Here is a 24119-nt window from a genome sequence, read left to right on the forward strand (position 1 = left end):
GACCGTCAGCCGGCCGCGGATCTTCCGTTCGCCGGTCGCCGCAGCCGCCCGTCGTCATACCGTCGGAACGGCCGCCCGATCGAGGCTGCGCAGGAACGTGTCGGCCGCCTGATAGCCGACCACGCGGCCGATCTCGCGGCCATTGCGATCGAAGAAGATGATGCCCGGCGGCCCGAACAGATTAAAGCGCTTGAGCAGCGCCTGATCGTCCGGGTTGTTCGCGGTGACGTCCGCGCGCACGAGGTGAAGCTGCGCGAGCCGCGCCTGCACGCGCGCGTCGGTGAAGGTCAGATGCTCCATCTCCTTGCAGCTCACGCACCAGTCGGCGTAGAAGTCCAGCATCACCGGCTGGCCCGACGTCTTCAGCAGCGCGTCGAGTTCGCCGCTGGAGCGCACCGGGGCAAACGCGGGGCCGTCCTGCGCGGCAGCCGCGCCGGCCGTCGCCGCGCCGCCGGACGCCACCGTACGCGCCGCCAGCACGGCCAGCGGCTTGACGGGATCGGTCGAGCCCGCAGCCAGGCCGACGAGCAGCGTCGCGGCCCAGATCGCGAGCGCGGCGCCTACGCCGCGGCCCAGGCGGCGCCAGATCGACGCGGCGCCGGCATTCGGCGTGAACAACCCGAGCGCTGCGGCGGCGATCAGCAGCCACAACGCCGCGAGCACCATCTTCAGCCCGCCCGCCAGCACCGGCCACACGATCCACAGCGCGGCCGCGAGCAGCACGATGCCGAAGAACACCTTCACGCCGTCCATCCACGCGCCTGCGCGCGGCAGCACCGTCCCCGCTCCGACGCCGACGACCAGCAGCGGCACGCCGAGGCCCAGCCCCATCGCGAACAGCGCCGCGCCGCCGAGCCACGCATTGCCGGTGTGCGCGATGAACGCGAGCACCGCGAACAGCGGCGCCGTCATGCACGCGCCGACGACCAGCGCCGACAACGCGCCCATCGCCGCGACCGCGACGAAGTGGCCGCCCTGGCGCGCGCTCGATGCCTCGGCCGCGCCGTTCTGCCAGCGCTCCGGCAGCGCGATGTCCTTGCCCGAGATCAGCGACACCGCGAACGCGCTCAGCAGCACGCCGAACGCGCCGAGCACCCACGGGTTCTGCAACCATGCGCCGAGGCTCTGGCCGACCAGCGCGGCGGCGATGCCGAGCACCGTGTAGACCAGCGCCATGCCGACCACGTAGGTCAGCGACAGCGCGAAGCCGCGTGCATGCGTCGCGCGCGTGCCCTGGCCGATGATGATCGCGGACACGATCGGAATCATCGGGTACGAACACGGCAGCAGGCTCAGCACGACACCCGCGACGAAATAGAGCGCGACGATCGTGAAGAAGCCGTGGCCTTCGAGCAGCGACTGCGCGAAATCGGCGCTCGTGACCTTGTCGAACCAGCTGCCCGCGGCAGCCGTGTCGCCGGACGGCGACGCGGCGCCGAGCGCGGCGCCATCGACCTTCATCACGTGCTCGGCCGGCGGATAACAGATCCCTTCGTCCGCACACCCTTGCGACGTCACCGCGAGCTCGAACGGCCCGGCCGCCTGCTTCACCGGCACGTGAACGACGACTTCATCGCGGTAGGTCTCGACGTCCTTCTGGAACGTCTGGTCGAACTTCACGTGGCCGGCCGGGAATTGCGGCTCGCCGAGCGTGGCTTGGCCGCTTTTCACCGCGAACGCGAAGCGCTCGCGGTACATGTAGTAGCCGTTGGCGATCTTGAAGCGGACGTCCACCTGTCCCGGCGATTCGCTCGCGCTGAACTTGAACGCAACCGACGGATCGAGGAAATCGTCGGCCGCACGCGCGGCGGACAACCCGCCCAGCACGAGCACGAGCACGAACGACAACAGGACCGCAAGAAACCGCAGCGCGCGCACGCGCACCGAAAGCGCCATACCGTTAAACATGAAATAAACGTTGAGTTTCGTTGGTCACCCATTGGCCATACGCGGCCGATGCCGTCGTCTGCCACGAGACGATTTCAGGCGTCTCGTACGGATGATGCGCGAGAATAAATCGCTCCAGTTCGAGCGCCCGAACCGGGCTCGTCTTGAACAGCAACTGGATCTCGTCGGCCGTTTCGACCTTGCCCTGCCAGTGATAGCGCGACTTGATCGTACCGAGCTCCGACACGCACGCGGCAAGCCGCGCGTCGAGCGCGCCGTCGGCGAGCGCCGCGGCCGTCGGCGCATCGGGGACCGTCGTCAGCATCAGCACCACTATCATCCGCTCTCCTCGCTGGTCTGCAGGCGCCTGCCGGCGCCGGTTACCCGCCCAGGGACCGCACCGGTTGCCCGTATCGTAGCGCAGCCCGCGCAACGCTGCCGGCACCAGCCTGCGACAATCGACCGCAACCGGCATCCCAAAAACAAAAAGGGCCAAGCAATCGCTCGGCCCCTTTCAGATCCTGCTGCGTACCGGAAGCTTATTCAGCTTCTTGCACGTTTTCCGTTTCGTCGACTTCCGGACGGTCGAGCAGTTCGACCAGTGCCATCGGTGCGTTGTCGCCCACGCGGAAGCCGAACTTCAGCACGCGCAGGTAGCCGCCCGGACGGTTCGCGAAACGCGGACCGAGCACGTCGAACAGCTTCGCGACCGAGTCACGATCGCGCAGGCGGTTGAACGCCAGGCGACGGTTTGCCAGCGACGGCTTCTTGCCAAGCGTGATCAGCGGCTCGACGACTTTACGGAGTTCCTTCGCCTTCGGCAGCGTCGTCTTGATGACTTCGTGCTCGATCAGCGAGTTGGACATGTTACGGAGCATAGCCAGACGGTGGCTGCTCGTGCGGTTCAGTTTCCGCAGACCATGACGATGGCGCATTTCAGTTTCCTTGATTCAAAGTTTTGGTCCAGCTCTTCTATCGCGCCTCGGAGGGCGCACGGGCCGGTAACGAAAAAAGCAAGATGCGGATTTTAAAGGAAAATCCGCATCTTTGCCAACTACAGCGATAGCCAGGCTACAACCGGGATTACTTGTCGAGACCAGCCGGCGGCCAGTTCTCGAGCTTCATGCCCAGCGTGAGACCGCGCGAAGCGAGCACTTCCTTGATCTCGTTGAGCGACTTGCGACCGAGGTTCGGCGTCTTCAGCAGCTCGTTTTCCGTGCGCTGGATCAGATCGCCGATGTAGTAGATGTTCTCGGCCTTCAGGCAGTTCGCCGAACGAACCGTCAGCTCGAGATCGTCCACCGGACGCAGCAGGATCGGATCGATCTGCGGTGCACGCGACGGCGCTTCGGCTGCCGTTTCCGTGCCTTCCAGCGCCGCGAACACGGACAACTGGTCGACCAGGATGCGGGCCGACTGGCGGATCGCTTCTTCCGGCGTGATCACGCCGCTCGTCTCGATGTTCATCACGAGCTTGTCGAGGTCGGTACGCTGCTCGACCCGTGCGCTTTCGACCGCATAGCTCACGCGGCGAACCGGCGAGAACGATGCGTCGAGGACGATGCGGCCGATGATCTTGGCCGTGTCTTCGCCGTAGCGACGGACGTTGCCGGGCACATAGCCGCGACCCTTTTCGATCTTGATCTGAACGTCGAGCTTGCCGCCCTTCGACAGGTGCGCAATCACGTGATTCGGGTTGATGACTTCGCAATCGTGCGCCAGCTCGATATCGCCGGCCGTCACGACGCCTTCACCTTCCTTGCGCAGCGTAACCGTCACTTCGTCACGATTATGCAGCTTGAACACCACGCCCTTCAGGTTCAGCAGCAGGTTGACGACGTCTTCCTGCACGCCATCCAGCGTCGAGTACTCGTGCACCACGCCTGCGATCGTGACTTCGGTCGGCGCGTAGCCTACCATCGACGACAGCAGCACGCGGCGAAGCGCATTGCCCAAGGTGTGGCCGTAACCGCGTTCGAACGGTTCCATGACCACCCTCGCGTGGTTCTCGCCCAGCGATTCCACGGCGATGATCTTGGGTTTCAGCAAACTGGTTTGCATGGGCTTTCCTTTTCAATACCCTCGGCTCGTTACACCGATAAGGCTGACCGGTAACAACCAGAAAATAAACAGCCGAGGCCCCTCCTTGCGCAACGCAATCGGGGTACCTCGGCCGTCAATCGGATTAACGCGAATACAATTCGACGATCAGGCTTTCGTTGATGTCGCCTGCGATTTCAGCGCGTTCCGGCATTTGCTTGAACGTGCCTTCGAACTTCTTCGCATCGACTGCAACCCAGCTCGGCATGCCGCCTTGCTCGGCCAGCGACAGCGCTTCGACGATACGCGCCTGCTTCTTCGCCTTTTCGCGGATCGCGACGACGTCACCCGCCTTCACTTGCTGCGACGGGACGTTTGCGACGACGCCGTTCACGGTGATCGACTTGTGGCTCACCAGCTGACGCGCTTCAGCGCGGGTCGAGCCGAAGCCCATGCGATACACGACGTTGTCGAGGCGCGACTCGAGCAGTTGCAGCAGGTTTTCACCCGTGTTGCCCTTCCGGCGATCGGCTTCAGCGAAGTAGCGACGGAACTGACGTTCCAGCACGCCGTAGATACGCTTGACCTTCTGCTTTTCGCGCAGCTGCGTACCGTAGTCGGACGTACGTGCGCCCGAGGTACGGCCGTGCTGGCCCGGCTTGCTGTCGAGCTTGCACTTGTCGGCGAGCGAGCGGCGCGCGCTCTTCAGGAACAGGTCGGTGCCTTCACGGCGGGACAGCTTGGCTTTGGGGCCGATATAACGTGCCACTTTGCATTCCTTTATCAATCAGTCACGCGGATCGAAATCCGCGCTAGTCCGCTCCCTTTGGGGCGAACGGTGGGCTTAGTCAATCAAAAAAGCAACGCCCGTCGACGCTGAGCGGCGACAGGCAATGCGCTAGCACGAACGTGCCAGCACATCCTTAGATACGACGACGCTTCGGCGGACGGCAGCCGTTGTGCGGAATCGGGGTGACGTCCGAAATCGCGGTGATCTTGATGCCGAGGCCGTGCAGTGCACGCACTGCCGACTCGCGACCCGGGCCCGGGCCCTTGATCCGCACTTCCAGATTCTTCACGCCATATTCCATCGCGACGCGGCCAGCCGATTCAGCTGCGACCTGAGCGGCGAACGGCGTCGATTTGCGCGAGCCCTTGAAGCCCTGGCCGCCCGACGTCGCCCATGCCAGAGCGTTGCCTTGGCGATCGGTGATCGTGATGATCGTGTTGTTGAACGACGCGTGAACGTGAACCACGCCTTCAGCGACGTTCTTCTTAACCTTCTTGCGAACGCGTTGCGCCGCGGTGTTCGAAGCCTTAGCCATTACGTTTTCCTGTAACTGTCAGTTCCGCTTACTTCTTCAGCGCTTGCGCTGCACGACGCGGACCCTTGCGGGTACGTGCGTTCGTACGCGTACGCTGACCGCGCATCGGCAGGCCCTTGCGATGACGGACGCCACGGTAGCAACCGAGGTCCATCAGGCGCTTGATGTTCATCGTCACTTCACGGCGCAGATCGCCTTCGACGACAAACTTGCCCACTTCTTCACGCAGCTTTTCCAGGTCTGCGTCGGTCAGATCCTTGACCTTCTTCGAAAAATCGACGCCAGCTGCCACGCAGATGCTGCGCGAACGGGTGCGGCCGACACCAAAGATAGCCGTCAGGCCGATCTCGGTGTGCTGGTGATTCGGGATGTTAACCCCTGCGATACGAGCCATTGTTTTTCCTCAAACAAAAAGCGCAAACAAACGCGCGGTCAGCCTTGGCGCTGCTTGTGGCGCGGATCCGAGCTGCAGATCACGCGAACGACGCCTTTGCGCTTGATGATCTTGCAATTGCGGCAAATGCGCTTAACCGATGCCATCACTTTCATGATAATACCCTTTTTTCAAATCACTTCGCCCGGAACACGATCCGCGCACGAGACAGATCGTAAGGCGTCAACTCAACCGTCACCTTGTCGCCGGGCAGAATGCGGATGTAGTGCATCCGCATCTTTCCGGAAATATGCCCCAACACGACATGGCCGTTTTCCAGCTTCACACGGAAGGTCGCATTCGGGAGGTTTTCAATCACCTCGCCCTGCATCTGGATTACATCGTCTTTGGCCATAGTCCTTTCAACGCATCGGGATGTTGCCGCCCTTGAAGTTTGCCTTCTTGAGCAGAGACTCATACTGTTGCGACATAACGTACGACTGCACCTGCGCCATAAAGTCCATCGTGACGACGACAATGATCAGCAGCGACGTTCCACCAAAATAAAACGGCACGTTCCAGCGCAGCACCAGGAATTCCGGCAGCAGACACACGAAGACGATGTAGATCGCACCGGCCAGCGTCAGACGCGTGAGGATGCGGTCGATATATCGTGCGGTCTGATCGCCCGGACGGATGCCCGGAACAAACGCGCCGCTCTTCTTCAGGTTGTCCGCGGTCTCCCTGCTGTTGAACACCAGTGCGGTGTAGAAGAAGCAGAAAAACACGATTGCCAGCGTGTACAGCAGCACATAGACCGGCTGGCCCGGCTTCAGCGCTTCCGCAACGTTATGCAACGTATTGGAAATCCAGCTTCCCGTCGGCTGACCGGTACTGAACCAGCCGAGAATCGTTGCCGGGAACAGAATGATCGACGATGCAAAGATCGGCGGAATCACGCCCGACATGTTCAGCTTCAGCGGCAGATGCGACGACTGCCCGCCGTAGATCTTGTTGCCGACCTGGCGCTTCGCGTAGTTCACGAGGATCTTGCGCTGACCGCGTTCGATGAACACGACCAGGTAAGTCACCGCGGCGATCAGAACGACGATGATGATCGCCGAAATGATGCTCATCGAACCCGTACGCACCAGCTCGAACAACCCGCCCACGGCATTCGGGAACCCTGCTGCGATCCCGCCGAAGATGATGATCGAGATACCGTTGCCCAGACCACGCTCGGTAATCTGCTCGCCGAGCCACATCAGGAACATCGTGCCCGTCACCAGCGTCACGACCGTCGTCAGACGGAACAGCGTGCCGGGATCGGTGACGAGGCCCGGCTGGTTTTCCAGCGCGGCCGCGATACCGAATGCCTGGAAGGTCGCGAGCACCACGGTGAAATACCGCGTGTACTGCGTGATCTTCCGTTGCCCTGCCTGCCCTTCCTTCTTCAGCGCCTCGAGCTGCGGCGAAACGATCGCCAGCAACTGCATGATGATCGACGCCGAGATGTACGGCATGATCCCCAGCGCAAAGATCGTGAAGCGGGAAAGTGCGCCACCCGAGAACATGTTGAACATGCCCAGGATGCCGCCCGCCTGGCTCTGGAACAGCTTGGCCAGTTGATCCGGATCGATGCCCGGCACGGGAATGTGCGCGCCGATGCGATAGACGATCAGCGCCAGGAGCAGGAACATCGCTCGCCGGCGCAGATCGCCGAATTTCGCCGTGCTTCGACCGGGTTTTGCAAGACTCGGGCTGTTAGCCAAGTACCTTCTCCGATGAATGCAAGTGACGACGCGCTACGCGTGTCACTCGGCGAACGAACCGCCAGCCGCTTCGATCGCAGCGCGCGCACCCTTGGTGGCACCGAGACCCTTCACGACGATCTTGCGCTTCAGTTCGCCCGTCGCGATGATCTTTGCGCTCTTCGTCAGCTCGCCGACCAGGCCGGCTTGCTTCAGTGCGAGCAGATCGATCTCGTCGACCGGCAGCTTCTCGAGGTCGCCCAAGCGCACTTCACCGACGAATTCCTTCGTCAGCGACGTGAAGCCGCGCTTCGGCAGACGACGTTGCAGCGGCATCTGACCGCCTTCGAAACCGACTTTGTGGAAGCCGCCCGAACGCGATTTCTGACCCTTGTGACCACGGCCAGCCGTCTTGCCGAGGCCCGAACCGATGCCACGACCGACGCGACGCTTGGCGTGCTTGGCGCCAGCTGCCGGCTTCAGGTTATTCAATTCCATATCAACTCCTTGATCCGTAGGGCCGCTTACGCGATGACCTTAACGAGGTACGAGACCTTGTTGATCATGCCGCGGACCGCCGGCGTGTCCTGCAGCTCGCTAACCGAGTTGAGTCGGCGCAGGCCCAGGCCACGCACGGTCGCGCGGTGCGATTCGCGGGTCCCGATCAGGCTCTTCACGAGCTGAACCTTGACAGTTTTTTCAGACATGGTGACCACCCGGGCTTAGCCCAAAATATCTTCGACGGACTTGCCGCGCTTCGCCGCGATGTCTGCCGGGGTCGACTGCTTGCGCAGGCCGTCCAGCGTGGCGCGAACGAGGTTGTACGGGTTCGTCGAACCGTGGCTCTTCGCCACGACGTTCTGAACGCCCATCACGTCGAACACTGCGCGCATCGGGCCGCCTGCGATCACGCCCGTACCTGCCTTCGCCGGAGCGAGGAGGACAGCGGATGCGCCGTGCTTGCCGTGCACTTCGTGCTGCAGCGTGCCGTTCTTGAGCGGCACCTTGAACATGTTGCGGCGAGCTTGTTCCATTGCCTTCTGGACAGCGACCGGCACTTCCTTCGCCTTGCCCTTGCCCATACCGATGCGGCCATCACCGTCGCCAACCACGGTCAGTGCGGCGAAGCCGAGAATACGGCCACCCTTCACGACCTTGGTCACGCGATTGACCGAAATCATCTTTTCGCGAAGGCCGTCGTCGCGCTCGTCAGCCTGAACTTTCGCTTGCATCTTTGCCATGACGAATTCCTTCCTTAGAACTTGAGCCCAGCTTCGCGAGCTGCCTCAGCCAGCGCCTTGACGCGGCCGTGGTAGCGGAAGCCCGAGCGGTCGAAGGCGACGGATTCGATGCCGGCAGCCTTTGCCTTTTCGGCAATACGCTTGCCGATCAGCGTCGCGGCATTGACGTTGCCGCCCTTGCCCGACTTGTCGGCCAGTTCTGCGCGCACTTCTGCCTCGAGCGTCGACGCGCTGGCGAGCACCTTGGTGCCGCAGGGCGAGAACACTTGAGCGTAGATGTGCGTGTTCGTGCGATGCACGGCGAGACGCGCGACCTGCAGCTCAGCGATCTTGATACGCGTCTGGCGAGCGCGGCGCAGGCGAGATTGAGTCTTATCCATGATTGCGCACCCTTACTTCTTCTTCGTTTCTTTGAGGATCACAACCTCGTCGGCATAACGCACGCCCTTGCCCTTGTAGGGCTCCGGCGGACGGTAACCGCGGACTTCCGCAGCCACTTGACCGACTTGTTGCTTATTGATCCCCTTGATCACGATTTCGGTTTGCGTCGGGGTTTCAGCCTTGACGCCTTCCGGCATCTGGTGCACCACCGGGTGCGAGAAACCCAGCGACAGGTTCAGCTTGTCGCCTTGCGCTTGCGCACGGTAACCGACGCCAACCAGCGTCAGCTTGCGCTCGAAACCCTTGGTCACGCCGTGCACGGCATTCGCGATGATCGCGCGCATCGTGCCCGACAGTGCATTTGCTTCGCGGCTTTCGTCGACCGGCGACAGATTCAGCGTGCCGTCGTTGTTCGCCACGTTCACGAGCGGATTGATCGCTTGCGTGATGGTGCCCAGCGGACCCTTGACGGTGATTGCACCGTCGGCCAGCTTGACTTCCGCGCCTTGCAGCGCGATCGGGCTTTTACCTACTCGAGACATGTTTCTCTCTCCTCGGCTTTAAGCGACGTAGCAGATGACTTCGCCGCCGACGCCGGTAGCGCGCGCCTTGCGGTCGGTCATCACGCCCTTCGGCGTCGACACGATTGCCACACCGAGGCCATTCATGACCTGCGGAATGTCGTTGCGGCCGCGGTACACGCGCAGACCAGGCTTCGACACGCGCTCGAGGCGTTCGATGACCGGGCGACCTGCGTAGTACTTCAGCGCGATATTCAGTTCGGACTTCGCACCTTCCGCCTTCACGGCGAAATCGTCGATATAGCCTTCGTCCTTCAGGACTTGCGCGATTGCAACCTTGACCTTCGACGAGGGCATCGCGACCGATACCTTCTCGACCATCTGCGCGTTGCGGATGCGAGTCAGCATATCGGCGATAGGATCACTCATGCTCATTTACGTTTCTCCTATTACCAGCTCGCCTTGGTCAGGCCAGGAATCTCGCCACGGAATGCGATTTCACGAATCTTGTTACGCGCGAGGCCGAATTTACGGAACGTGCCACGCGGACGGCCCGTGATCGCGCAGCGGTTACGCTGGCGGGTCGGGTTTGCGTTGCGGGGCAGTTGCTGCAGCTCCAGGCGTGCTTCGTAGCGCTCTTCTTCCGACTTGCTTTGGTCTTCGACGATCGCCTTCAGCGCTTCGCGCTTTGCTGCGAACTTCGCGACCAGGCGGGCGCGCTTCTTTTCACGTTCGATCAGTGCCAGTTTAGCCACGGTAACCTCAGTTTCTGAACGGGAACTTGAAGCTGGCGAGCAGAGCCTTTGCTTCGTCGTCGGTCTTCGCAGTCGTCGTGATGCTGATGTTCAGCCCACGCAGTGCGTCGATCTTGTCGTAATCGATTTCGGGGAAAATGATCTGCTCTTTCACACCGATGTTGTAGTTGCCACGGCCATCGAAAGCACGACCCGACACACCGCGGAAGTCACGCACGCGGGGCAGGGCAACCGTCACGAAACGGTCGAGGAATTCGTACATCGCCTGGCCACGCAGCGTCACCATCGCGCCGATGGGATAACCCTGGCGGATCTTGAAGCCTGCGATTGCCTTGCGAGCCTTCGTGACGACCGGCTTCTGGCCGGCGATCTTCGTGAGGTCGCCAACGGCGTTCTCGATGATCTTCTTGTCAGCGATCGCTTCGCCAAGACCCATGTTCAGCGTGATCTTGGTGATGCGCGGCACTTCCATGACCGACTTGTAACCGAACTTCTCGATCAGGCCGGGCACAACCTTTTCTTTGTAAAACTCTTGAAAACGAGCCATTTTTTACTCCGCTGCGTCAGGCGCTCAGTACGGCACCGGTCGTCTTCAGGAAGCGAACCTTCTTGCCTTCCTCGACCTTGATGCCAACACGCGACGCCTTGCCATTCGCGTCGACCAGTGCGACGTTCGAAATATGCAGGGGCATCGTCTTCGCTTCCACGCCGCCCGTCGTACCCTTCATCGGGTTCGGCTTCACATGCTTCTTGACGAGGTTGATACCTTCAACCGTCACATGTTCAGCACCGACAGCCAGCACGACGCCGCGCTTGCCCTTGTCCTTGCCAGTGACGACGATGACTTCGTCACCTTTGCGAATCTTGTTCATCGCGACTCCTTACAGCACTTCCGGCGCCAGCGAAACGATCTTCATGAATCGTTCGCTACGCAGCTCACGCGTCACCGGCCCGAAGATACGGGTGCCGATCGGCTCGAGCTTGTTATTCAAAAGCACAGCGGCGTTGCCGTCGAACTTGATCAGCGAGCCGTCTTGACGGCGCACGCCCTTGGCGGTGCGAACCACCACGGCGTTGTAGATTTCGCCTTTCTTCACGCGCCCGCGCGGCGTTGCCTCTTTGACGCTCACCTTGATGATGTCGCCAATGCCGGCATAACGACGCTTCGAGCCGCCGAGCACCTTGATGCACAGGACTTCACGTGCACCCGTGTTGTCGGCTACTTCGAGCCGAGATTCGGTCTGGATCATGGTTTGTCTTTCCCAACTTAATCCGGATGCACCACCATGATGCATTCGGTCAGTCTTGGTCCCGTCAGCCAATCGGCTGCTTGGGTTGGAACAGCAGCGACGGCAAACGAAACCCGCCATCGCAATTCGGTGAATCTTTCGGACAGGCAGGCGCCAGTCCGCTTCCCCCACCAACTTCGCCCGCGACGGGGCTCCCATAAAGAGGGAAGACCAGGATTATAACAAATAATCCTGGTCCCGCAAGCAAAAACTTTGCGATTTCAAGCACTTCGTGACGAAGTGCCCGTTACTGCCTACTGCGCTGCCCGCTTAGATGACGCGAGCGGCTTCGACGAGGCGCGACACCGTCCAGGCCTTCGTCTTCGAAACAGGACGCGTTTCCTGGATTTCGACGAGATCGCCTTCGTTGTAGGTGTTCGCTTCATCGTGCGCGTGGTACTTCTTCGAGCGCACGACATACTTGCCGTAGATCGGATGCTTGACGCGGTGCTCGATCAGCACGGTGACGGTCTTGTCCATCTTGTTGCTGACGACCCGACCGACCAGCGTCCGCTTCAGCGAGGTTTTCACGCTATCGTTCATTTCTGGTTCGCCTTCTGAGTCATGACGGTCCGCACACGTGCGATGTCGCGACGAACCTTCTTCAGCTGGCTCGTGTTCGTGAGCTGCTGGGTCGCGAGTTGCATGCGCAGGCCGAATTGCGCCTTCAGCAGGTCCGCCAGCTCCTTGTTGAGCGCGGCCTGGTCTTTCTGGAGAAGTTCGGAAGCCTTCATGTTTTCTCCTTAGGCGCCGAGCTGGCGCACGATGAATGCCGTCTTCAGCGGCAGCTTGGCTGCGGCCAGACGGAACGCTTCGCGTGCCAGTTCTTCGGTTACGCCGTCCATTTCATAGAGCATCTTGCCCGGCTGAATCTCGGCGACGTAGTACTCCGGGTTACCCTTACCGTTACCCATACGCACTTCGGCCGGCTTCTGCGAAATCGGCTTGTCCGGGAAGATCCGGATCCAGATGCGGCCGCCACGCTTGATGTGACGCGTCATTGCACGACGCGCCGCTTCAATCTGACGTGCGGTCAAACGACCGCGACCGATCGCCTTCAGGCCGAATTCACCGAACGACACTGCGTTGCCGCGCGTCGCCTTGCCGGTGTTACGACCCTTCTGCTCTTTACGATACTTTCTGCGTTTCGGTTGCAGCATCGTTATTCTCCAGTCTTGCCGTCTTCGGGCTTGCCGGCGCCACGGCGCGGTGCGCCACGACGAGCACCCGGAGCGCCGCCTTCGCCGTCACGGCGCGGACGACGGTCGCCCGGACGCGCATTGCGACGCGGACGCTTGTCTTCGGCTACTTCTTCCACCACCGGTGCGTCGTTGCGGCCGAGCGTATCGCCCTTGTAGACCCACACCTTGACGCCGATGATCCCGTAAGTCGTCTTCGCTTCCGAAGTCGCGTAGTCGATATCAGCACGCAGCGTGTGAAGCGGCACGCGACCTTCGCGATACCACTCCGTACGAGCGATTTCGATACCGTTCAGACGGCCTGCGCTCATGATCTTGATGCCTTGGGCACCCAGACGCATCGCGTTCTGCATCGCACGCTTCATCGCGCGACGGAACATGATCCGGCGCTCGAGCTGTTGCGTGATCGAGTCAGCGATCAGCTGAGCATCGGTTTCCGGCTTGCGGATTTCTTCGATGTTGACGTGAACCGGCACGCCCATGCGGCGTTGCAGTTCCGTCTTCAGCTGTTCGATATCCTCGCCCTTCTTGCCGATGACCACGCCCGGACGCGAGCTGTAAATCGTGATGCGCGCGTTCTTCGCCGGACGCTCGATGACGACCCGACCGACCGAAGCGTTCTTCAGCTTCTTCTTCAGGTACTCACGAACACCGATGTCTTCCTGCAGCATCGCCGCGAAATTGTTGTTGTTCGCGTACCAACGCGAAGCCCAATTGCGGCTGACAGCCAGGCGGAAGCCAGTCGGATGAATTTTCTGTCCCATCGTATGGCTCCTTAATTCCCGACCGTCACAGTGATGTGACAGGATTGCTTCTCGATGCGGTTACCGCGGCCCTTGGCGCGCGCGGTGAAACGCTTGAGCGATGCAGCCTTGTCGACGTAGATGCTCTTGATCTTGAGCTCGTCGATATCAGCGCCTTCGTTGTGCTCCGCATTCGCGATTGCCGACAGCACAACCTTCTTCACGATGCCAGCCGCCTTCTTCGGCGAGAACGTCAGAACGTTCAGCGCCTTGTCGACCGGCAAACCGCGGATCTGGTCAGCCACAAGGCGCGTTTTCTGCGCCGAGATGCGGGCACCGCGATGAATTGCTTTCACTTCCATCTTGATTGCCCCTTATTTCTTGGCCTTCTTGTCGGCTGCGTGACCCTTGAACGTACGGGTCAGTGCGAACTCGCCAAGCTTGTGGCCGACCATGTTTTCCGAGATGTACACCGGAACGTGTTGACGGCCGTTGTGAACAGCGATCGTCAGGCCGATGAAATCCGGCAGAATCGTCGAGCGACGCGACCAGGTCTTGATCGGCTTTTTGTCGCGCGAAGCTGCAGCCGCCTCAACTTTCTTCAGCAAATGGGCGTCGCAGAACGGACCTTTTTTAACAGAACGTGCCATTGCCTACTCCTTAACGCTTGTGACGGCGCTGGACGATCATCGTCGTCGTGCGCTTGTTGCTGCGGGTGCGGTAACCCTTAGCCGGCGTACCCCACGGGCTCACCGGGTCGCGACCTGCAGCCGTCTTGCCCTCACCACCACCGTGCGGGTGATCGACCGGGTTCATCGCAACGCCACGCACCGTCGGGCGGATACCGCGCCAGCGGTTCGCGCCAGCCTTGCCGATCTGGCGAAGGCTATGCTCTTCGTTGCCGACTTCACCGATCGTTGCACGGCACTCGATGTGCACGCGGCGGATTTCGCCCGAACGCAGACGAACCTGCGCGTAGACGCCTTCACGTGCGAGCAGCATGGCCGACGTGCCAGCCGAACGCGCCATTTGCGCGCCCTTGCCCGGCAGCATCTCGATGCAGTGGATCGTCGTACCGACCGGAATGTTGCGGATCGGCAGCGTGTTGCCTGCACGGATCGGCGCTTCCGAACCCGACATCAGCTGTTGGCCGACGGTCAGGCCCTTCGGGGCGATGATGTAGCGACGTTCGCCGTCTGCGTAGAGCACCAGCGCGATGTTCGCGCTGCGGTTCGGGTCGTACTCGAGACGTTCGACCTTTGCCGGGATGCCATCCTTCGTGCGACGGAAATCGACGATACGATAGTGCTGCTTGTGACCACCACCCTTGTGACGCGTGGTGATACGACCGTTGTTGTTACGGCCGGCGGTCGAGCTCTGCGAGTCGAGCAGTGCCGCGAACGGCTTGCCCTGGTGCAGGTTCTTGTTGACCACCTTGACCATCGCGCGGCGACCCGGCGATGTCGGCTTAACTTTAACGATTGCCATGATTACTTGGCCTCCGCTTCAAAGTTGATTTCCTGGCCGGGCTTCAGGCAAACGTACGCCTTCTTCACGTCCTTGCGGCGGCCCATCGAACGGCCGAAGCGCTTTTGCTTGCCCTTCTGAACCAGCACGTTGACCGAATCAACTTCAACCTTGAACAGCAGCTCGACAGCCGCCTTCACTTCCTGCTTCGTGGCATCCGGTGCGACTTCGAACACGACTTGCTCGTTCTTGTCGGCAACCAGCGTCGCCTTTTCCGAGATCACCGGTGCGAGCAGGACCTGCATCAAACGATGATCGTTCTTGCGAATCTCGCTCATGACAGCAACTCCTCGATCTGGGCGACCGCAGCCTTCGTGACCAGCACTTTCTTGAAGTAGATCAGCGACAGCGGGTCAGCGTAGCGCGGCTCGACAATCGCCACGTGCGGCAGGTTGCGCGAAGCCAGGTACAGGTTCTCGTCGACCGTGTCCGTGATGATCAGAACGGAGTCGAGACCCATGGTCTTGAATTTGTCGGCCAGCAGCTTGGTCTTCGGCGCTTCGAGGATGATGTCCTCGACGACCGACAGACGGCCTTCACGGGCCAGCTGCGAGAAGATCGAGCAGAGACCTGCGCGATGCATCTTCTTGTTGACCTTGTGCGAGAAGTTTTCTTCCGGCGAATTCGGGAAGATACGACCACCGCCACGCCACAGCGGGCTCGACGACATACCGGCACGAGCGCGGCCCGTACCCTTCTGGCGCCACGGCTTCTTGGTCGTGTGCTTGACTTGCTCACGGTCCTTCTGTGCGCGGTTACCCTGGCGAGCATTCGCCTGGTAAGCGACGACGACCTGGTGGATCAGCGCTTCGTTGTAGTCACGACCGAACACGACGTCCGATGCGTTGACCACTGCACCTTCCTGACCATTTTCGTTCAGGAGCTTGAGTTCCATTATTTCGCCCCCTTGGTCTTGACGGCCGGCGTCACGAAGACCTTGCCGCCCTTCGCGCCCGGAATCGCACCCTTCACGAGCAGCAGCTTGCGCTCTGCGTCGATACGGGCGATTTCGAGGTTCTGCACCGTCACCGTCACGTCACCCATGTGACCCGTCATGCGTTTACCCGGGAAAACACGACCCGGATCCTGCGCCATACCGATCGAGCCCGGCACGTTGTGCGAGCGCGAGTTACCGTGCGTGGCACGGCCGGAGGAGAAGTTGTAACGCTTGATCGTACCGGCGTAGCCCTTACCGATCGACACGCCTTGCACGTCGACCTTCTGGCCCACTTCGAAAAGATCTGCACCGACCACGGCGCCATTCGACAGCTCGGCTGCCTTGGCCGCGTCAATGCGGAATTCCTTGAGGATTTCACCGGCTTCGACACCGGCTTTGGCGAGATGACCTGCCAGCGGCTTCGTCACGCGCGATGCGCGGCGGGAGCCGAATGCAACCTGCACGGCCGTGTAGCCGTCGGTTTCAACAGTCTTGATCTGCGTCACGCGGTTGTCCGACACGTCCAGCACGGTGACGGGAATCGAATCCCCTTCAGCCGTGAAGATACGGGTCATGCCAACCTTGCGACCTACGAGTCCAAGGCTCATCATTTTCTCCATTCCCGACTGCGATTGGTCGGGGCTGATTTACAAAATGCCGGGCACGCAAGGCCCAACTTTTTTACGCGAATACGCGAAAAGCCAAGCAGTATAGCCCGACTTCTCGATTTCCGCAAGCAATACAAAGACTTAGCGCCGCCCGGCATGCCGACCGGCGCTGGAAGCCTTACTGCAGCTTGATTTCCACGTCGACGCCAGCCGGCAGGTCGAGCTTCATCAGCGCGTCAACGGTCTTGTCCGTCGGGTCGACGATGTCCATCAGGCGCTGGTGGGTGCGGATTTCGAGCTGATCGCGCGACGTCTTGTTGACGTGCGGCGAACGCAGGATGTCAAAACGCTGAATGCGCGTCGGCAGCGGCACCGGGCCACGGACGATTGCGCCAGTCCGCTTCGCGGTATCGACGATTTCGGCAGCCGATTGATCGATCAGACGATAGTCGAATGCCTTCAGGCGAATGCGGATTTTCTGTTGCTGCATGACAATTCCTTGAAAAGAGCGAGGCGATGTTGCATCGCCGGACACTAAAAGAACGTGAAACATGACGCCTGCGGGGAGCGAAGCATCAGGTTCCGGACAGGACTTCCACTGCTAAGCCCGCGATTCTACACGAAAATTCGCGGTGGTGGGCGTTTGTCAATAGAGCGATTCGCACGCCACCAAGAAAAACCGGGTGCCAGATCGAACTGGACACCCGGTTTCGACGGTACATAGCTGCTTACCGTGCAATCGCGGACCCCGTCGGGATCCGCGGATCGTCGATCTTACTCGATGATCTTGGCGACGACGCCGGCGCCGACGGTGCGACCACCTTCGCGGATCGCGAAGCGCAGACCTTCTTCCATCGCGATCGGAGCGATCAGCTTCACCGTGATCGACACGTTGTCGCCCGGCATCACCATTTCCTTGTCCTTCGGCAGCTCGATCGAGCCCGTCACGTCCGTCGTACGGAAGTAGAACTGCGGACGGTAGTTGTTGAAGAACGGCGTGTGACGGCCGCCTTCGTCCTTGCTCAGCACGTACACTTCAGCCGTGAAGTGCGTGTGCGGCGTGATCGAACCCGGCTTCGCCAGAACCTGGCCGCGCTCCACGTCTTCACGCTTCGTGCCGCGCAGCAGGATACCGACGTTGTCGCCTGCCTGACCTTGGTCCAGCAGCTTGCGGAACATTTCAACGCCCGTGCAGGTCGTCTTCACCGTCGGCTTGATACCGACGATTTCGATTTCCTCGCCGACCTTCACGATGCCGCGCTCGACGCGACCCGTCACCACCGTACCGCGGCCCGAGATCGAGAACACGTCTTCCACCGGCATCAGGAACGCGCCGTCAACTGCACGCTCCGGCGTCGGGATGTACGTGTCCAGCGCGTCGGCCAGGCTCATGATCGCCACTTCGCCCAGCTCGCCCGTGTCGCCTTCCAGCGCCAGCTTTGCCGAACCCTTCACGATCGGCGTGTCGTCGCCCGGGAAGTCGTACTTCGACAGGAGTTCGCGAACTTCCATCTCGACCAGCTCGAGCAGTTCCGCGTCGTCCACCATGTCGCACTTGTTCAGGAACACGATGATGTACGGAACGCCAACCTGACGCGCCAGCAGGATGTGCTCACGCGTTTGCGGCATCGGGCCGTCTGCTGCCGAGCAAACCAGGATCGCGCCGTCCATCTGCGCTGCGCCCGTGATCATGTTCTTCACATAGTCAGCGTGGCCCGGGCAGTCGACGTGTGCGTAGTGGCGGTTAGCCGTTTCGTACTCGACGTGTGCCGTGTTGATCGTGATGCCGCGCGCCTTTTCTTCCGGTGCCGCGTCGATCTGGTCGTACGCCTTCGCTTCGCCGCCGAACTTCTTCGTCAGAACCGTCGTGATCGCTGCCGTCAGCGTCGTCTTGCCGTGGTCAACGTGACCAATCGTACCAACGTTCACGTGCGGCTTGGTCCGCTCAAATTTACCTTTTGCCATGATTCTCTTCTTTCAAAAATTATCGGTTGGTAGCTGCAGATTTACTTCGACTTCGCGCTGATGATCGCTTCGGCAACGTTGCGCGGAGCTTCAGCGTAGTGCTTGAACTCCATCGTGTACGTTGCACGACCTTGCGTCAGCGAACGCAGCGACGTCGAGTAACCGAACATTTCCGACAGCGGCACTTCGGCGCGCACGATCTTGCCGCCGCCGACCATGTCTTCCATGCCCTGGACGATACCGCGACGGCCCGACAGGTCGCCCATCACGTTGCCCATGTAGTCTTCCGGCGTCTCGACTTCGACAGCCATCATCGGCTCGAGGACGACCGGGTTCGCCTTGCGCATCGCTTCCTTGAACGCCATCGAACCGGCCATGCGGAACGCGTTTTCGTTCGAGTCAACGTCGTGGTACGAACCGAACGTCAGGTGAACCTTCACGTCGACGACCGGGAAGCCAGCCAGCACGCCCGACTTCAGCGTGTCCTGGATACCCTTGTCGACCGCCGGGATGTATTCGCGCGGAATCACACCACCCTTGATCTCGTCGAAGAACTCGTAGCCCTTGCCTTGTTCGTTCGGCTCGAGGGTGATGACCGCGTGACCGTACTGGCCGCGACCACCCGACTGCTTGACGAACTTGCCGTCGACATCCTTCGCCGTCGAACGGATCGTTTCGCGGTACGCAACCTGCGGCTTGCCGACGGTCGCTTCCACGCCGAATTCACGCTTCATCCGGTCGACCAGAATTTCGAGGTGGAGCTCGCCCATGCCCGAAATGATGGTCTGGCCCGACTCTTCGTCGGTCTGCACGCGGAACGACGGGTCTTCCTGAGCCAGACGGTTCAGCGCGAGGCCCATCTTTTCCTGGTCGGCCTTGGTCTTCGGCTCGACTGCCTGCGAAATCACCGGCTCCGGGAACACCATGCGTTCGAGAACGATCGGGTTCGCCGGGTCGCACAGCGTGTCGCCCGTGGTCGCTTCCTTCAGGCCGACCGCTGCGGCGATGTCGCCTGCGCGGACTTCCTTGATTTCTTCACGCTGGTTCGCGTGCATCTGCAGAATACGGCCGAGGCGTTCCTTCTTGCCCTTGGTCGAGTTCAGCAGCGTGTCGCCCGAATTGACGACGCCCGAGTACACACGGAAGAAGATCAGTTGGCCGACGAACGGGTCGGTCATGATCTTGAACGCGAGCGACGAGAACTTCTCTTCGTCCGACGCCTTGCGCTCGGCTTCTTCGCCGTTTTCGAGTTCGCCCTTGACCGGCGGGATGTCGACCGGCGACGGCAGGAAGTCGATCACGGCGTCGAGCATACGCTGCACGCCCTTGTTCTTGAACGCGGTACCGCACAGCATCGGCTGGATTTCGCATGCGATCGTACGATCACGCAGCGCCTTGACGATGTCGGCTTCCGGCAGATCGCCTTCTTCCAGGTACTTGTTCATCAGGTCTTCGCTGGCTTCGGCAGCCACTTCGACCATCTTTTCGCGCCATTCCTTGCAGGTTTCCGCGAGCTCGGCCGGGATGTCGACGTAGTCGAACTTCGTGCCTTGCGACGCTTCGTCCCAAATGATCGCCTTCATCTTGATCAGGTCGACCACGCCCTTGAAGTTTTCTTCCGAGCCGATCGGCACCACGACCGGAACCGGGTTCGCCTTCAGGCGCAGACGGAGCTGGTCGTAGACCTTGAAGAAGTTCGCGCCGGTACGGTCCATCTTGTTGACGAACGCGAGACGCGGCACCTTGTACTTGTTCGCCTGGCGCCACACCGTTTCCGACTGCGGCTGCACGCCGCCCACTGCGCAGTACACCATGCACGCGCCGTCGAGCACGCGCATCGAGCGCTCCACTTCGATCGTGAAGTCGACGTGGCCCGGGGTGTCGATGATGTTGATGCGGTGTTCCGGATAGTTGCCGCCCATGCCCTTCCAGAAGGCCGTGGTAGCAGCGGACGTGATCGTGATGCCACGTTCCTGTTCCTGCTCCATCCAGTCCATCGTGGCTGCGCCGTCGTGGACTTCACCGATCTTGTGGTTCACACCGGTGTAAAACAGAATGCGCTCGGTCGTCGTCGTTTTGCCGGCGTCGATGTGAGCGCTAATACCGATATTGCGGTAGCGCTCGATAGGAGTCTTGCGAGCCACTTTGATCCTCTACTGGGATGACGTGATGCAGCCCTGCCGCATCACGCCTCAACACAAACGGGCGAGGCGCCTGAAAAGCGCACCCGCCCGGAATTTATTTCCGCAAACAGCCCAGCCAGGCGCTTAGAAACGGAAATGCGAGAACGCGCGGTTGGCTTCTGCCATGCGGTGAACTTCGTCGCGCTTCTTCATCGCGCCGCCACGGCCTTCGGCCGCCTCGGAGAGTTCACCTGCCAGGCGCAGGGCCATCGACTTCTCGCTGCGCTTCTTCGCAGCCTCACGCAGCCAGCGCATCGCCAATGCCATACGACGCGACGGGCGCACTTCGACCGGAACTTGATAGTTGGCACCACCAACGCGACGGCTCTTCACTTCGACCACCGGCTTCACGTTGTTGAGCGCAACCGTGAACACTTCCAGCGGGTCCTTGCCACCCTTGGTCTGGATTTGTTCGAATGCGCCATAAACGATGCGCTCTGCGACCGACTTCTTGCCGGACAGCATCAGCATGTTCATGAACTTGGCAACATCAACGTTACCGAACTTCGGATCCGGCAACACTTCCCGCTTGGGGACTTCGCGACGACGCGGCATGATTCTTCCTTTACTTGTTCAGTTGGAGCTGGATTCAGCTCCGCGGCCACCAACAAACCCGATCACATCTTCACGACTAACCAGCTTGGCCGGGTGACCACTTACTCGACAGCACCGGCAATCCGGCACTCCCGCCTTGACCGCCCTGCGGCGATCCCTGATCAAAAACTGCTTACTTGGCAGCCTTTGCACGCTTCGCGCCGTACTTCGAACGCGCTTGCTTACGGTCCTTGACGCCCTGGGTATCCAGCGAGCCGCGAACCATGTGGTAACGCACACCCGGCAAGTCCTTCACACGGCCGCCGCGGATCAGCACAACCGAGTGTTCCTGCAGGTTGTGGCCTTCACCGCCGATGTACGAAATCACTTCGAAGCCGTTCGTCAGACGAACCTTGGCGACCTTACGGAGTGCCGAGTTAGGCTTCTTCGGCGTCGTCGTGTACACACGGGTGCACACGCCGCGACGCTGGGGGCAGTCCTGCAGGGCCGGGCTCTTGCTCTTCGTCGTTTCCGACTGACGGCCTTTGCGAACCAGTTGGTTGATGGTTGGCATTGTTTATTCCTGAAATTGAACAAAATCTGCACGCCGATTTCGGGCAAAGCGAGAATCGACGCACAGTTGACTTCCGAACCGGCGAATCGGGTGCGAACTGTCGAACGCGACTCGGCCCACCGAATACCGGAACCCAGCATGATATTCCGGAAATGCCAACTAAGTCAACGGCTTGCGTGATTTGCCGGCCGAGCGCGCGGTTTACAGCAGGGGTCGGAACGCTGTGTCAGGCCGATTCGACGACGTCGATGATCTCGTCGCCGAAGCGCTCGAGCTTGCGCACGCCCATGCCGGGGATGTGGCGCAGGTCCTCGATCGTCTCCGGCGCGTTGCGCGCGATTTCGGCGAGCGTCGCGTCGTGGAAGATCACGTAGGCCGGCACGCCGTCCGTCTTTGCGGTTTCCGCGCGCCAGGCGCGCAGCGCGTCCCACCGTGCGCGCTCGCGGGCGCCCATGCCGGCCGTCGGGTCGACGCGCGTGCCGCTGCGGCTCGACGACTGGCGCGTGCGCTGCGGCTTCACGTAGCGGCGCAGCGTGACCTTTTCCTCGTTCTTCAGCACCGGCTTCGCGGCCTCGGTGAGCACCAGCGCGCCGAAGCCGCCATGATCGACGGCCAGGTAGCCGTACGCGACCAGTTGCCGGAAAATCGCGCGCCACTCGGGCTCGGAGAGCGCCGCGCCGATCCCGAACGTGCTCAACTGGTCATGGCCGCGCTGCAGCACCTTCTCCGTGCGGCCGCCGCGCAGGATCTCGATCAGATGGCTCGCGCCGAAGTTGAAGCCGCTTGCACGCTGCGCGCGGAACACGCACGACAGCGCCATCTGCGCCTCGCGCGTCGCGTCCCAGGAATCGGGCGGCTCGAGGCACGTGTCGCAGTTGCCGCACGGCTGGCTCGCCTCGCCGAAGTAGTTCAGCAGCCGGACGCGGCGGCACGAGATCGTCTCGCACAGCCCAAGCAGCGCGTCGAGCTTCGACGTCTGCACGCGCTTGTGCGCGTCGTCCGCGTCCGACTCGTCGATCATCTTGCGCTGCTGGACGACGTCGCCGAGGCCATACGCCATCCACGCGTTCGCGGGCATCCCGTCGCGGCCCGCGCGGCCGGTCTCCTGGTAGTAGCCTTCGACGCTCTTCGGCAAATCGAGGTGCGCGACGAAGCGTACGTCGGGCTTGTCGATGCCCATGCCGAACGCGATCGTCGCGCACATCACGATGCCTTCCTCGCGCTGGAACATTTCCTGGTGTTTCTGCCGCACCTCGAACTCCATGCCCGCGTGATACGGCAGCGCGCGCACGCCCTGCGCCTTCAGCCATTCGGCTGTTTCCTCGACCTTGCGGCGCGACAGGCAATAGACGACGCCGGCGTCCGTCGTGCCGTCGGCATTCGTGTGCTCGGCGCGGATGAAGTCGAGCAGCTGCGAACGCGCGTTGTCCTTCTCGACGATCCGGTAGCGGATGTTCGGGCGGTCGAAGCTCGACACGAACACGCGCGCGTCGTCGAGCGCGAGACGATGGATGATTTCGTCGCGCGTGATCGCATCGGCAGTGGCGGTCAGCGCGATGCGCGGCACCGACGGGAAGCGCTCGTGCAGCACCGACAGCTGAATGTATTCCGGGCGGAAATCGTGCCCCCATTGCGACACGCAGTGCGCTTCGTCGATCGCGAACAGGCCGATCTTCGCGCGCTCGAGCAGCTCGAGGAAGCGCCCGGTCATCAACCGCTCCGGCGCGACGTACAGCAGATCGATGTCGCCCTCGCGCAGCGCGCGCTCGGTGGCCGCCGCCTCGGCGCCCGACAGCGTCGAATTCAGGTAGGCCGCACGCACGCCGACTTCGCTCAACGCGGCGACCTGGTCCTGCATCAGTGCGATCAGCGGCGACACGACGATGCCGGCGCCCTGCCCAGCCTCGCGGCGCAGCAGCGCGGGGATCTGGTAGCACAGCGACTTGCCGCCGCCGGTCGGCATCAGCACGAGACAATCGCCGCCGCCGGCGACGTGCTCGACGATCTCGCCCTGCTGGCCGCGAAAGGCGGAGTAACCAAAGACTTCGTCGAGTATTTCGAGGGCGCGGGACATGAATGAGACCAGGGACGGCTAAACGATGACCGCAATTTTAACAACCCGCTCGCGCGACGCGTGGCGAATCGCACGATGTTGGCCATTCGGTCAGGGTTCGTTCGCGTGCATCACGGGCCTGTCGCGGTCATACCGAAGGCGATCGCGGGGCAAGCGCCGGCGCGGCACAGGCACGTCATGCGCGTGAACGAAGGATGAAAAAAAACCGCCCG

Annotated in this window: 36 protein-coding genes; all 36 read right to left on the reverse strand. The window is 61.5% G+C overall.

The genetic code is table 11. The features are described from left to right. Positions 1-54: 54 nt before the first annotated feature. The 36 genes from dsbD to recQ all read right to left on the reverse strand — a co-directional run bounded on the left by dsbD (position 55) and on the right by recQ (position 23907). Complete coding sequence (dsbD, locus tag HWX76_RS06415; protein ID WP_124631184.1) at positions 55-1908, reverse strand: protein-disulfide reductase DsbD; 1854 nt, start codon at positions 1906-1908, stop codon at positions 55-57. After that, positions 1901-2227 carry a divalent-cation tolerance protein CutA gene (cutA, locus tag HWX76_RS06420; RefSeq protein ID WP_050013166.1) on the reverse strand — a complete coding sequence of 109 codons (327 nt, stop codon included), beginning with the start codon at positions 2225-2227 and terminating at the stop codon, positions 1901-1903. Before cutA ends, dsbD begins: the two co-directional genes overlap by 8 nt. 199 nt (positions 2228-2426) lie before the next feature. Beyond that, a complete protein-coding gene (rplQ, locus tag HWX76_RS06425; protein WP_006477175.1) occupies positions 2427-2822 on the reverse strand; it encodes a 50S ribosomal protein L17 in 396 nt (131 codons plus the stop codon). Between the two features lie 148 nt (positions 2823-2970). After that, complete coding sequence (gene rpoA, locus HWX76_RS06430) at positions 2971-3948, reverse strand: DNA-directed RNA polymerase subunit alpha (protein WP_006477176.1); 978 nt, start codon at positions 3946-3948, stop codon at positions 2971-2973. A gap of 124 nt (positions 3949-4072) precedes the next feature. Next, complete coding sequence (rpsD, locus tag HWX76_RS06435; protein ID WP_006477177.1) at positions 4073-4696, reverse strand: 30S ribosomal protein S4; 624 nt, start codon at positions 4694-4696, stop codon at positions 4073-4075. A 154-nt stretch (positions 4697-4850) separates the two neighbouring features. Further along, on the reverse strand, positions 4851-5252 hold the full coding sequence (gene rpsK / locus HWX76_RS06440) for a 30S ribosomal protein S11 (RefSeq protein ID WP_004197937.1): 402 nt from the start codon (positions 5250-5252) through the stop codon (positions 4851-4853). 28 nt (positions 5253-5280) lie between these two features. Continuing rightward, positions 5281-5646, reverse strand: a complete 366-nt coding sequence (gene rpsM, locus HWX76_RS06445; RefSeq protein WP_006477178.1) for a 30S ribosomal protein S13 — start codon at positions 5644-5646, stop codon at positions 5281-5283. Positions 5647-5684: 38 nt separating this feature from the next. After that, complete coding sequence (gene rpmJ, locus HWX76_RS06450) at positions 5685-5801, reverse strand: 50S ribosomal protein L36 (RefSeq protein WP_004199844.1); 117 nt, start codon at positions 5799-5801, stop codon at positions 5685-5687. Positions 5802-5821: 20 nt separating this feature from the next. After that, complete coding sequence (gene infA, locus HWX76_RS06455) at positions 5822-6040, reverse strand: translation initiation factor IF-1 (protein ID WP_004521905.1); 219 nt, start codon at positions 6038-6040, stop codon at positions 5822-5824. Between the two features lie 7 nt (positions 6041-6047). Next, positions 6048-7397, reverse strand: coding sequence for a preprotein translocase subunit SecY (gene secY / locus HWX76_RS06460; protein ID WP_050013167.1), 1350 nt, complete (start codon positions 7395-7397; stop codon positions 6048-6050). Between the two features lie 42 nt (positions 7398-7439). Next, a complete protein-coding gene (gene rplO / locus HWX76_RS06465) occupies positions 7440-7874 on the reverse strand; it encodes a 50S ribosomal protein L15 (RefSeq protein WP_006482880.1) in 435 nt (144 codons plus the stop codon). Between the two features lie 26 nt (positions 7875-7900). Continuing rightward, a complete protein-coding gene (gene rpmD, locus HWX76_RS06470) occupies positions 7901-8083 on the reverse strand; it encodes a 50S ribosomal protein L30 (protein ID WP_006400644.1) in 183 nt (60 codons plus the stop codon). Between the two features lie 15 nt (positions 8084-8098). Next, positions 8099-8617, reverse strand: coding sequence for a 30S ribosomal protein S5 (gene rpsE, locus HWX76_RS06475; protein ID WP_006752931.1), 519 nt, complete (start codon positions 8615-8617; stop codon positions 8099-8101). 14 nt (positions 8618-8631) lie between these two features. Further along, complete coding sequence (rplR, locus tag HWX76_RS06480; protein ID WP_006477183.1) at positions 8632-8997, reverse strand: 50S ribosomal protein L18; 366 nt, start codon at positions 8995-8997, stop codon at positions 8632-8634. A gap of 12 nt (positions 8998-9009) precedes the next feature. Further along, positions 9010-9540, reverse strand: a complete 531-nt coding sequence (gene rplF / locus HWX76_RS06485) for a 50S ribosomal protein L6 (protein WP_006477184.1) — start codon at positions 9538-9540, stop codon at positions 9010-9012. A gap of 18 nt (positions 9541-9558) precedes the next feature. Then, positions 9559-9954, reverse strand: coding sequence for a 30S ribosomal protein S8 (gene rpsH, locus HWX76_RS06490; protein ID WP_006477185.1), 396 nt, complete (start codon positions 9952-9954; stop codon positions 9559-9561). A gap of 14 nt (positions 9955-9968) precedes the next feature. Continuing rightward, positions 9969-10274 (reverse strand): 30S ribosomal protein S14, encoded by a 306-nt coding sequence (gene rpsN / locus HWX76_RS06495; protein ID WP_006482884.1) that lies wholly within the window; start codon positions 10272-10274, stop codon positions 9969-9971. Between the two features lie 7 nt (positions 10275-10281). Further along, positions 10282-10821, reverse strand: coding sequence for a 50S ribosomal protein L5 (gene rplE, locus HWX76_RS06500; RefSeq protein WP_006477186.1), 540 nt, complete (start codon positions 10819-10821; stop codon positions 10282-10284). Between the two features lie 16 nt (positions 10822-10837). Continuing rightward, a complete protein-coding gene (gene rplX, locus HWX76_RS06505) occupies positions 10838-11146 on the reverse strand; it encodes a 50S ribosomal protein L24 (RefSeq protein ID WP_006477187.1) in 309 nt (102 codons plus the stop codon). A gap of 9 nt (positions 11147-11155) precedes the next feature. Then, complete coding sequence (gene rplN / locus HWX76_RS06510; RefSeq protein ID WP_006482918.1) at positions 11156-11524, reverse strand: 50S ribosomal protein L14; 369 nt, start codon at positions 11522-11524, stop codon at positions 11156-11158. A gap of 309 nt (positions 11525-11833) precedes the next feature. Next, positions 11834-12106 carry a 30S ribosomal protein S17 gene (gene rpsQ / locus HWX76_RS06515; RefSeq protein WP_006477189.1) on the reverse strand — a complete coding sequence of 91 codons (273 nt, stop codon included), beginning with the start codon at positions 12104-12106 and terminating at the stop codon, positions 11834-11836. Further along, complete coding sequence (gene rpmC / locus HWX76_RS06520; protein ID WP_006400652.1) at positions 12103-12297, reverse strand: 50S ribosomal protein L29; 195 nt, start codon at positions 12295-12297, stop codon at positions 12103-12105. The genes rpsQ and rpmC overlap by 4 nt, the downstream gene beginning before the upstream one ends. Positions 12298-12306: 9 nt before the next feature. Then, positions 12307-12723 (reverse strand): 50S ribosomal protein L16, encoded by a 417-nt coding sequence (gene rplP, locus HWX76_RS06525; protein ID WP_006482873.1) that lies wholly within the window; start codon positions 12721-12723, stop codon positions 12307-12309. 2 nt (positions 12724-12725) lie between these two features. After that, complete coding sequence (gene rpsC / locus HWX76_RS06530; RefSeq protein WP_006482899.1) at positions 12726-13526, reverse strand: 30S ribosomal protein S3; 801 nt, start codon at positions 13524-13526, stop codon at positions 12726-12728. Between the two features lie 11 nt (positions 13527-13537). Then, on the reverse strand, positions 13538-13867 hold the full coding sequence (gene rplV / locus HWX76_RS06535) for a 50S ribosomal protein L22 (RefSeq protein WP_004199272.1): 330 nt from the start codon (positions 13865-13867) through the stop codon (positions 13538-13540). A gap of 12 nt (positions 13868-13879) precedes the next feature. Further along, positions 13880-14155, reverse strand: a complete 276-nt coding sequence (rpsS, locus tag HWX76_RS06540) for a 30S ribosomal protein S19 (protein WP_004199273.1) — start codon at positions 14153-14155, stop codon at positions 13880-13882. Positions 14156-14165: 10 nt separating this feature from the next. After that, on the reverse strand, positions 14166-14993 hold the full coding sequence (rplB, locus tag HWX76_RS06545) for a 50S ribosomal protein L2 (RefSeq protein WP_006482900.1): 828 nt from the start codon (positions 14991-14993) through the stop codon (positions 14166-14168). Between the two features lie 2 nt (positions 14994-14995). Then, the gene (gene rplW, locus HWX76_RS06550; RefSeq protein ID WP_004199275.1) at positions 14996-15310 is read right to left on the reverse strand and encodes a 50S ribosomal protein L23; all 315 of its coding nucleotides are present in this window, start codon (positions 15308-15310) and stop codon (positions 14996-14998) included. Further along, complete coding sequence (rplD, locus tag HWX76_RS06555; RefSeq protein WP_006477192.1) at positions 15307-15927, reverse strand: 50S ribosomal protein L4; 621 nt, start codon at positions 15925-15927, stop codon at positions 15307-15309. The genes rplW and rplD overlap by 4 nt, the downstream gene beginning before the upstream one ends. Then, positions 15927-16577, reverse strand: a complete 651-nt coding sequence (rplC, locus tag HWX76_RS06560) for a 50S ribosomal protein L3 (RefSeq protein ID WP_006482922.1) — start codon at positions 16575-16577, stop codon at positions 15927-15929. Before rplC ends, rplD begins: the two co-directional genes overlap by 1 nt. A gap of 178 nt (positions 16578-16755) precedes the next feature. Next, positions 16756-17067, reverse strand: a complete 312-nt coding sequence (gene rpsJ / locus HWX76_RS06565) for a 30S ribosomal protein S10 (RefSeq protein WP_004199280.1) — start codon at positions 17065-17067, stop codon at positions 16756-16758. A 284-nt stretch (positions 17068-17351) separates the two neighbouring features. Then, on the reverse strand, positions 17352-18542 hold the full coding sequence (gene tuf / locus HWX76_RS06570; RefSeq protein WP_011350666.1) for an elongation factor Tu: 1191 nt from the start codon (positions 18540-18542) through the stop codon (positions 17352-17354). A 41-nt stretch (positions 18543-18583) separates the two neighbouring features. Continuing rightward, entirely contained in the window at positions 18584-20686 is a 2103-nt protein-coding gene (gene fusA, locus HWX76_RS06575; protein WP_044849034.1) for an elongation factor G, read from the reverse strand. 123 nt (positions 20687-20809) lie between these two features. Next, complete coding sequence (gene rpsG, locus HWX76_RS06580) at positions 20810-21280, reverse strand: 30S ribosomal protein S7 (protein ID WP_006477195.1); 471 nt, start codon at positions 21278-21280, stop codon at positions 20810-20812. Between the two features lie 172 nt (positions 21281-21452). Next, positions 21453-21833 carry a 30S ribosomal protein S12 gene (rpsL, locus tag HWX76_RS06585; protein ID WP_006400662.1) on the reverse strand — a complete coding sequence of 127 codons (381 nt, stop codon included), beginning with the start codon at positions 21831-21833 and terminating at the stop codon, positions 21453-21455. Positions 21834-22059: 226 nt separating this feature from the next. Beyond that, the gene (gene recQ, locus HWX76_RS06590) at positions 22060-23907 is read right to left on the reverse strand and encodes a DNA helicase RecQ (RefSeq protein ID WP_050013168.1); all 1848 of its coding nucleotides are present in this window, start codon (positions 23905-23907) and stop codon (positions 22060-22062) included. Between the last annotated feature and the right edge of the window lie 212 nt (positions 23908-24119).

Source organism: Burkholderia sp. BCC0398 (assembly GCF_902833245.1).
Taxonomy (GTDB): domain Bacteria; phylum Pseudomonadota; class Gammaproteobacteria; order Burkholderiales; family Burkholderiaceae; genus Burkholderia; species Burkholderia sola.

Bases quoted from the DNA above. Each gene is read 5' to 3' on its own strand.
- dsbD (WP_124631184.1), bottom strand. From the start codon at position 1,908: ATGTTTAACGGTATGGCGCTTTCGGTGCGCGTGCGCGCGCTGCGGTTT.
- cutA (WP_050013166.1), bottom strand. From the start codon at position 2,227: ATGATAGTGGTGCTGATGCTGACGACGGTCCCCGATGCGCCGACGGCC.
- rplQ (WP_006477175.1), bottom strand. From the start codon at position 2,822: ATGCGCCATCGTCATGGTCTGCGGAAACTGAACCGCACGAGCAGCCAC.
- rpoA (WP_006477176.1), bottom strand. From the start codon at position 3,948: ATGCAAACCAGTTTGCTGAAACCCAAGATCATCGCCGTGGAATCGCTG.
- rpsK (WP_004197937.1), bottom strand. From the start codon at position 5,252: ATGGCTAAGGCTTCGAACACCGCGGCGCAACGCGTTCGCAAGAAGGTT.
- rpsM (WP_006477178.1), bottom strand. From the start codon at position 5,646: ATGGCTCGTATCGCAGGGGTTAACATCCCGAATCACCAGCACACCGAG.
- rpmJ (WP_004199844.1), bottom strand. From the start codon at position 5,801: ATGAAAGTGATGGCATCGGTTAAGCGCATTTGCCGCAATTGCAAGATC.
- infA (WP_004521905.1), bottom strand. From the start codon at position 6,040: ATGGCCAAAGACGATGTAATCCAGATGCAGGGCGAGGTGATTGAAAAC.
- rplO (WP_006482880.1), bottom strand. From the start codon at position 7,874: ATGGAATTGAATAACCTGAAGCCGGCAGCTGGCGCCAAGCACGCCAAG.
- rpmD (WP_006400644.1), bottom strand. From the start codon at position 8,083: ATGTCTGAAAAAACTGTCAAGGTTCAGCTCGTGAAGAGCCTGATCGGG.
- rpsE (WP_006752931.1), bottom strand. From the start codon at position 8,617: ATGGCAAAGATGCAAGCGAAAGTTCAGGCTGACGAGCGCGACGACGGC.
- rplR (WP_006477183.1), bottom strand. From the start codon at position 8,997: ATGGATAAGACTCAATCTCGCCTGCGCCGCGCTCGCCAGACGCGTATC.
- rplF (WP_006477184.1), bottom strand. From the start codon at position 9,540: ATGTCTCGAGTAGGTAAAAGCCCGATCGCGCTGCAAGGCGCGGAAGTC.
- rpsH (WP_006477185.1), bottom strand. From the start codon at position 9,954: ATGAGCATGAGTGATCCTATCGCCGATATGCTGACTCGCATCCGCAAC.
- rplE (WP_006477186.1), bottom strand. From the start codon at position 10,821: ATGGCTCGTTTTCAAGAGTTTTACAAAGAAAAGGTTGTGCCCGGCCTG.
- rplX (WP_006477187.1), bottom strand. From the start codon at position 11,146: ATGAACAAGATTCGCAAAGGTGACGAAGTCATCGTCGTCACTGGCAAG.
- rplN (WP_006482918.1), bottom strand. From the start codon at position 11,524: ATGATCCAGACCGAATCTCGGCTCGAAGTAGCCGACAACACGGGTGCA.
- rpsQ (WP_006477189.1), bottom strand. From the start codon at position 12,106: ATGAACGATAGCGTGAAAACCTCGCTGAAGCGGACGCTGGTCGGTCGG.
- rpmC (WP_006400652.1), bottom strand. From the start codon at position 12,297: ATGAAGGCTTCCGAACTTCTCCAGAAAGACCAGGCCGCGCTCAACAAG.
- rplP (WP_006482873.1), bottom strand. From the start codon at position 12,723: ATGCTGCAACCGAAACGCAGAAAGTATCGTAAAGAGCAGAAGGGTCGT.
- rpsC (WP_006482899.1), bottom strand. From the start codon at position 13,526: ATGGGACAGAAAATTCATCCGACTGGCTTCCGCCTGGCTGTCAGCCGC.
- rplV (WP_004199272.1), bottom strand. From the start codon at position 13,867: ATGGAAGTGAAAGCAATTCATCGCGGTGCCCGCATCTCGGCGCAGAAA.
- rpsS (WP_004199273.1), bottom strand. From the start codon at position 14,155: ATGGCACGTTCTGTTAAAAAAGGTCCGTTCTGCGACGCCCATTTGCTG.
- rplB (WP_006482900.1), bottom strand. From the start codon at position 14,993: ATGGCAATCGTTAAAGTTAAGCCGACATCGCCGGGTCGCCGCGCGATG.
- rplW (WP_004199275.1), bottom strand. From the start codon at position 15,310: ATGAGCGAGATTCGCAAGAACGATCATCGTTTGATGCAGGTCCTGCTC.
- rplD (WP_006477192.1), bottom strand. From the start codon at position 15,927: ATGGAACTCAAGCTCCTGAACGAAAATGGTCAGGAAGGTGCAGTGGTC.
- rplC (WP_006482922.1), bottom strand. From the start codon at position 16,577: ATGAGCCTTGGACTCGTAGGTCGCAAGGTTGGCATGACCCGTATCTTC.
- rpsJ (WP_004199280.1), bottom strand. From the start codon at position 17,067: ATGCAGCAACAGAAAATCCGCATTCGCCTGAAGGCATTCGACTATCGT.
- tuf (WP_011350666.1), bottom strand. From the start codon at position 18,542: ATGGCAAAAGGTAAATTTGAGCGGACCAAGCCGCACGTGAACGTTGGT.
- rpsG (WP_006477195.1), bottom strand. From the start codon at position 21,280: ATGCCGCGTCGTCGCGAAGTCCCCAAGCGGGAAGTGTTGCCGGATCCG.
- rpsL (WP_006400662.1), bottom strand. From the start codon at position 21,833: ATGCCAACCATCAACCAACTGGTTCGCAAAGGCCGTCAGTCGGAAACG.
- recQ (WP_050013168.1), bottom strand. From the start codon at position 23,907: ATGTCCCGCGCCCTCGAAATACTCGACGAAGTCTTTGGTTACTCCGCC.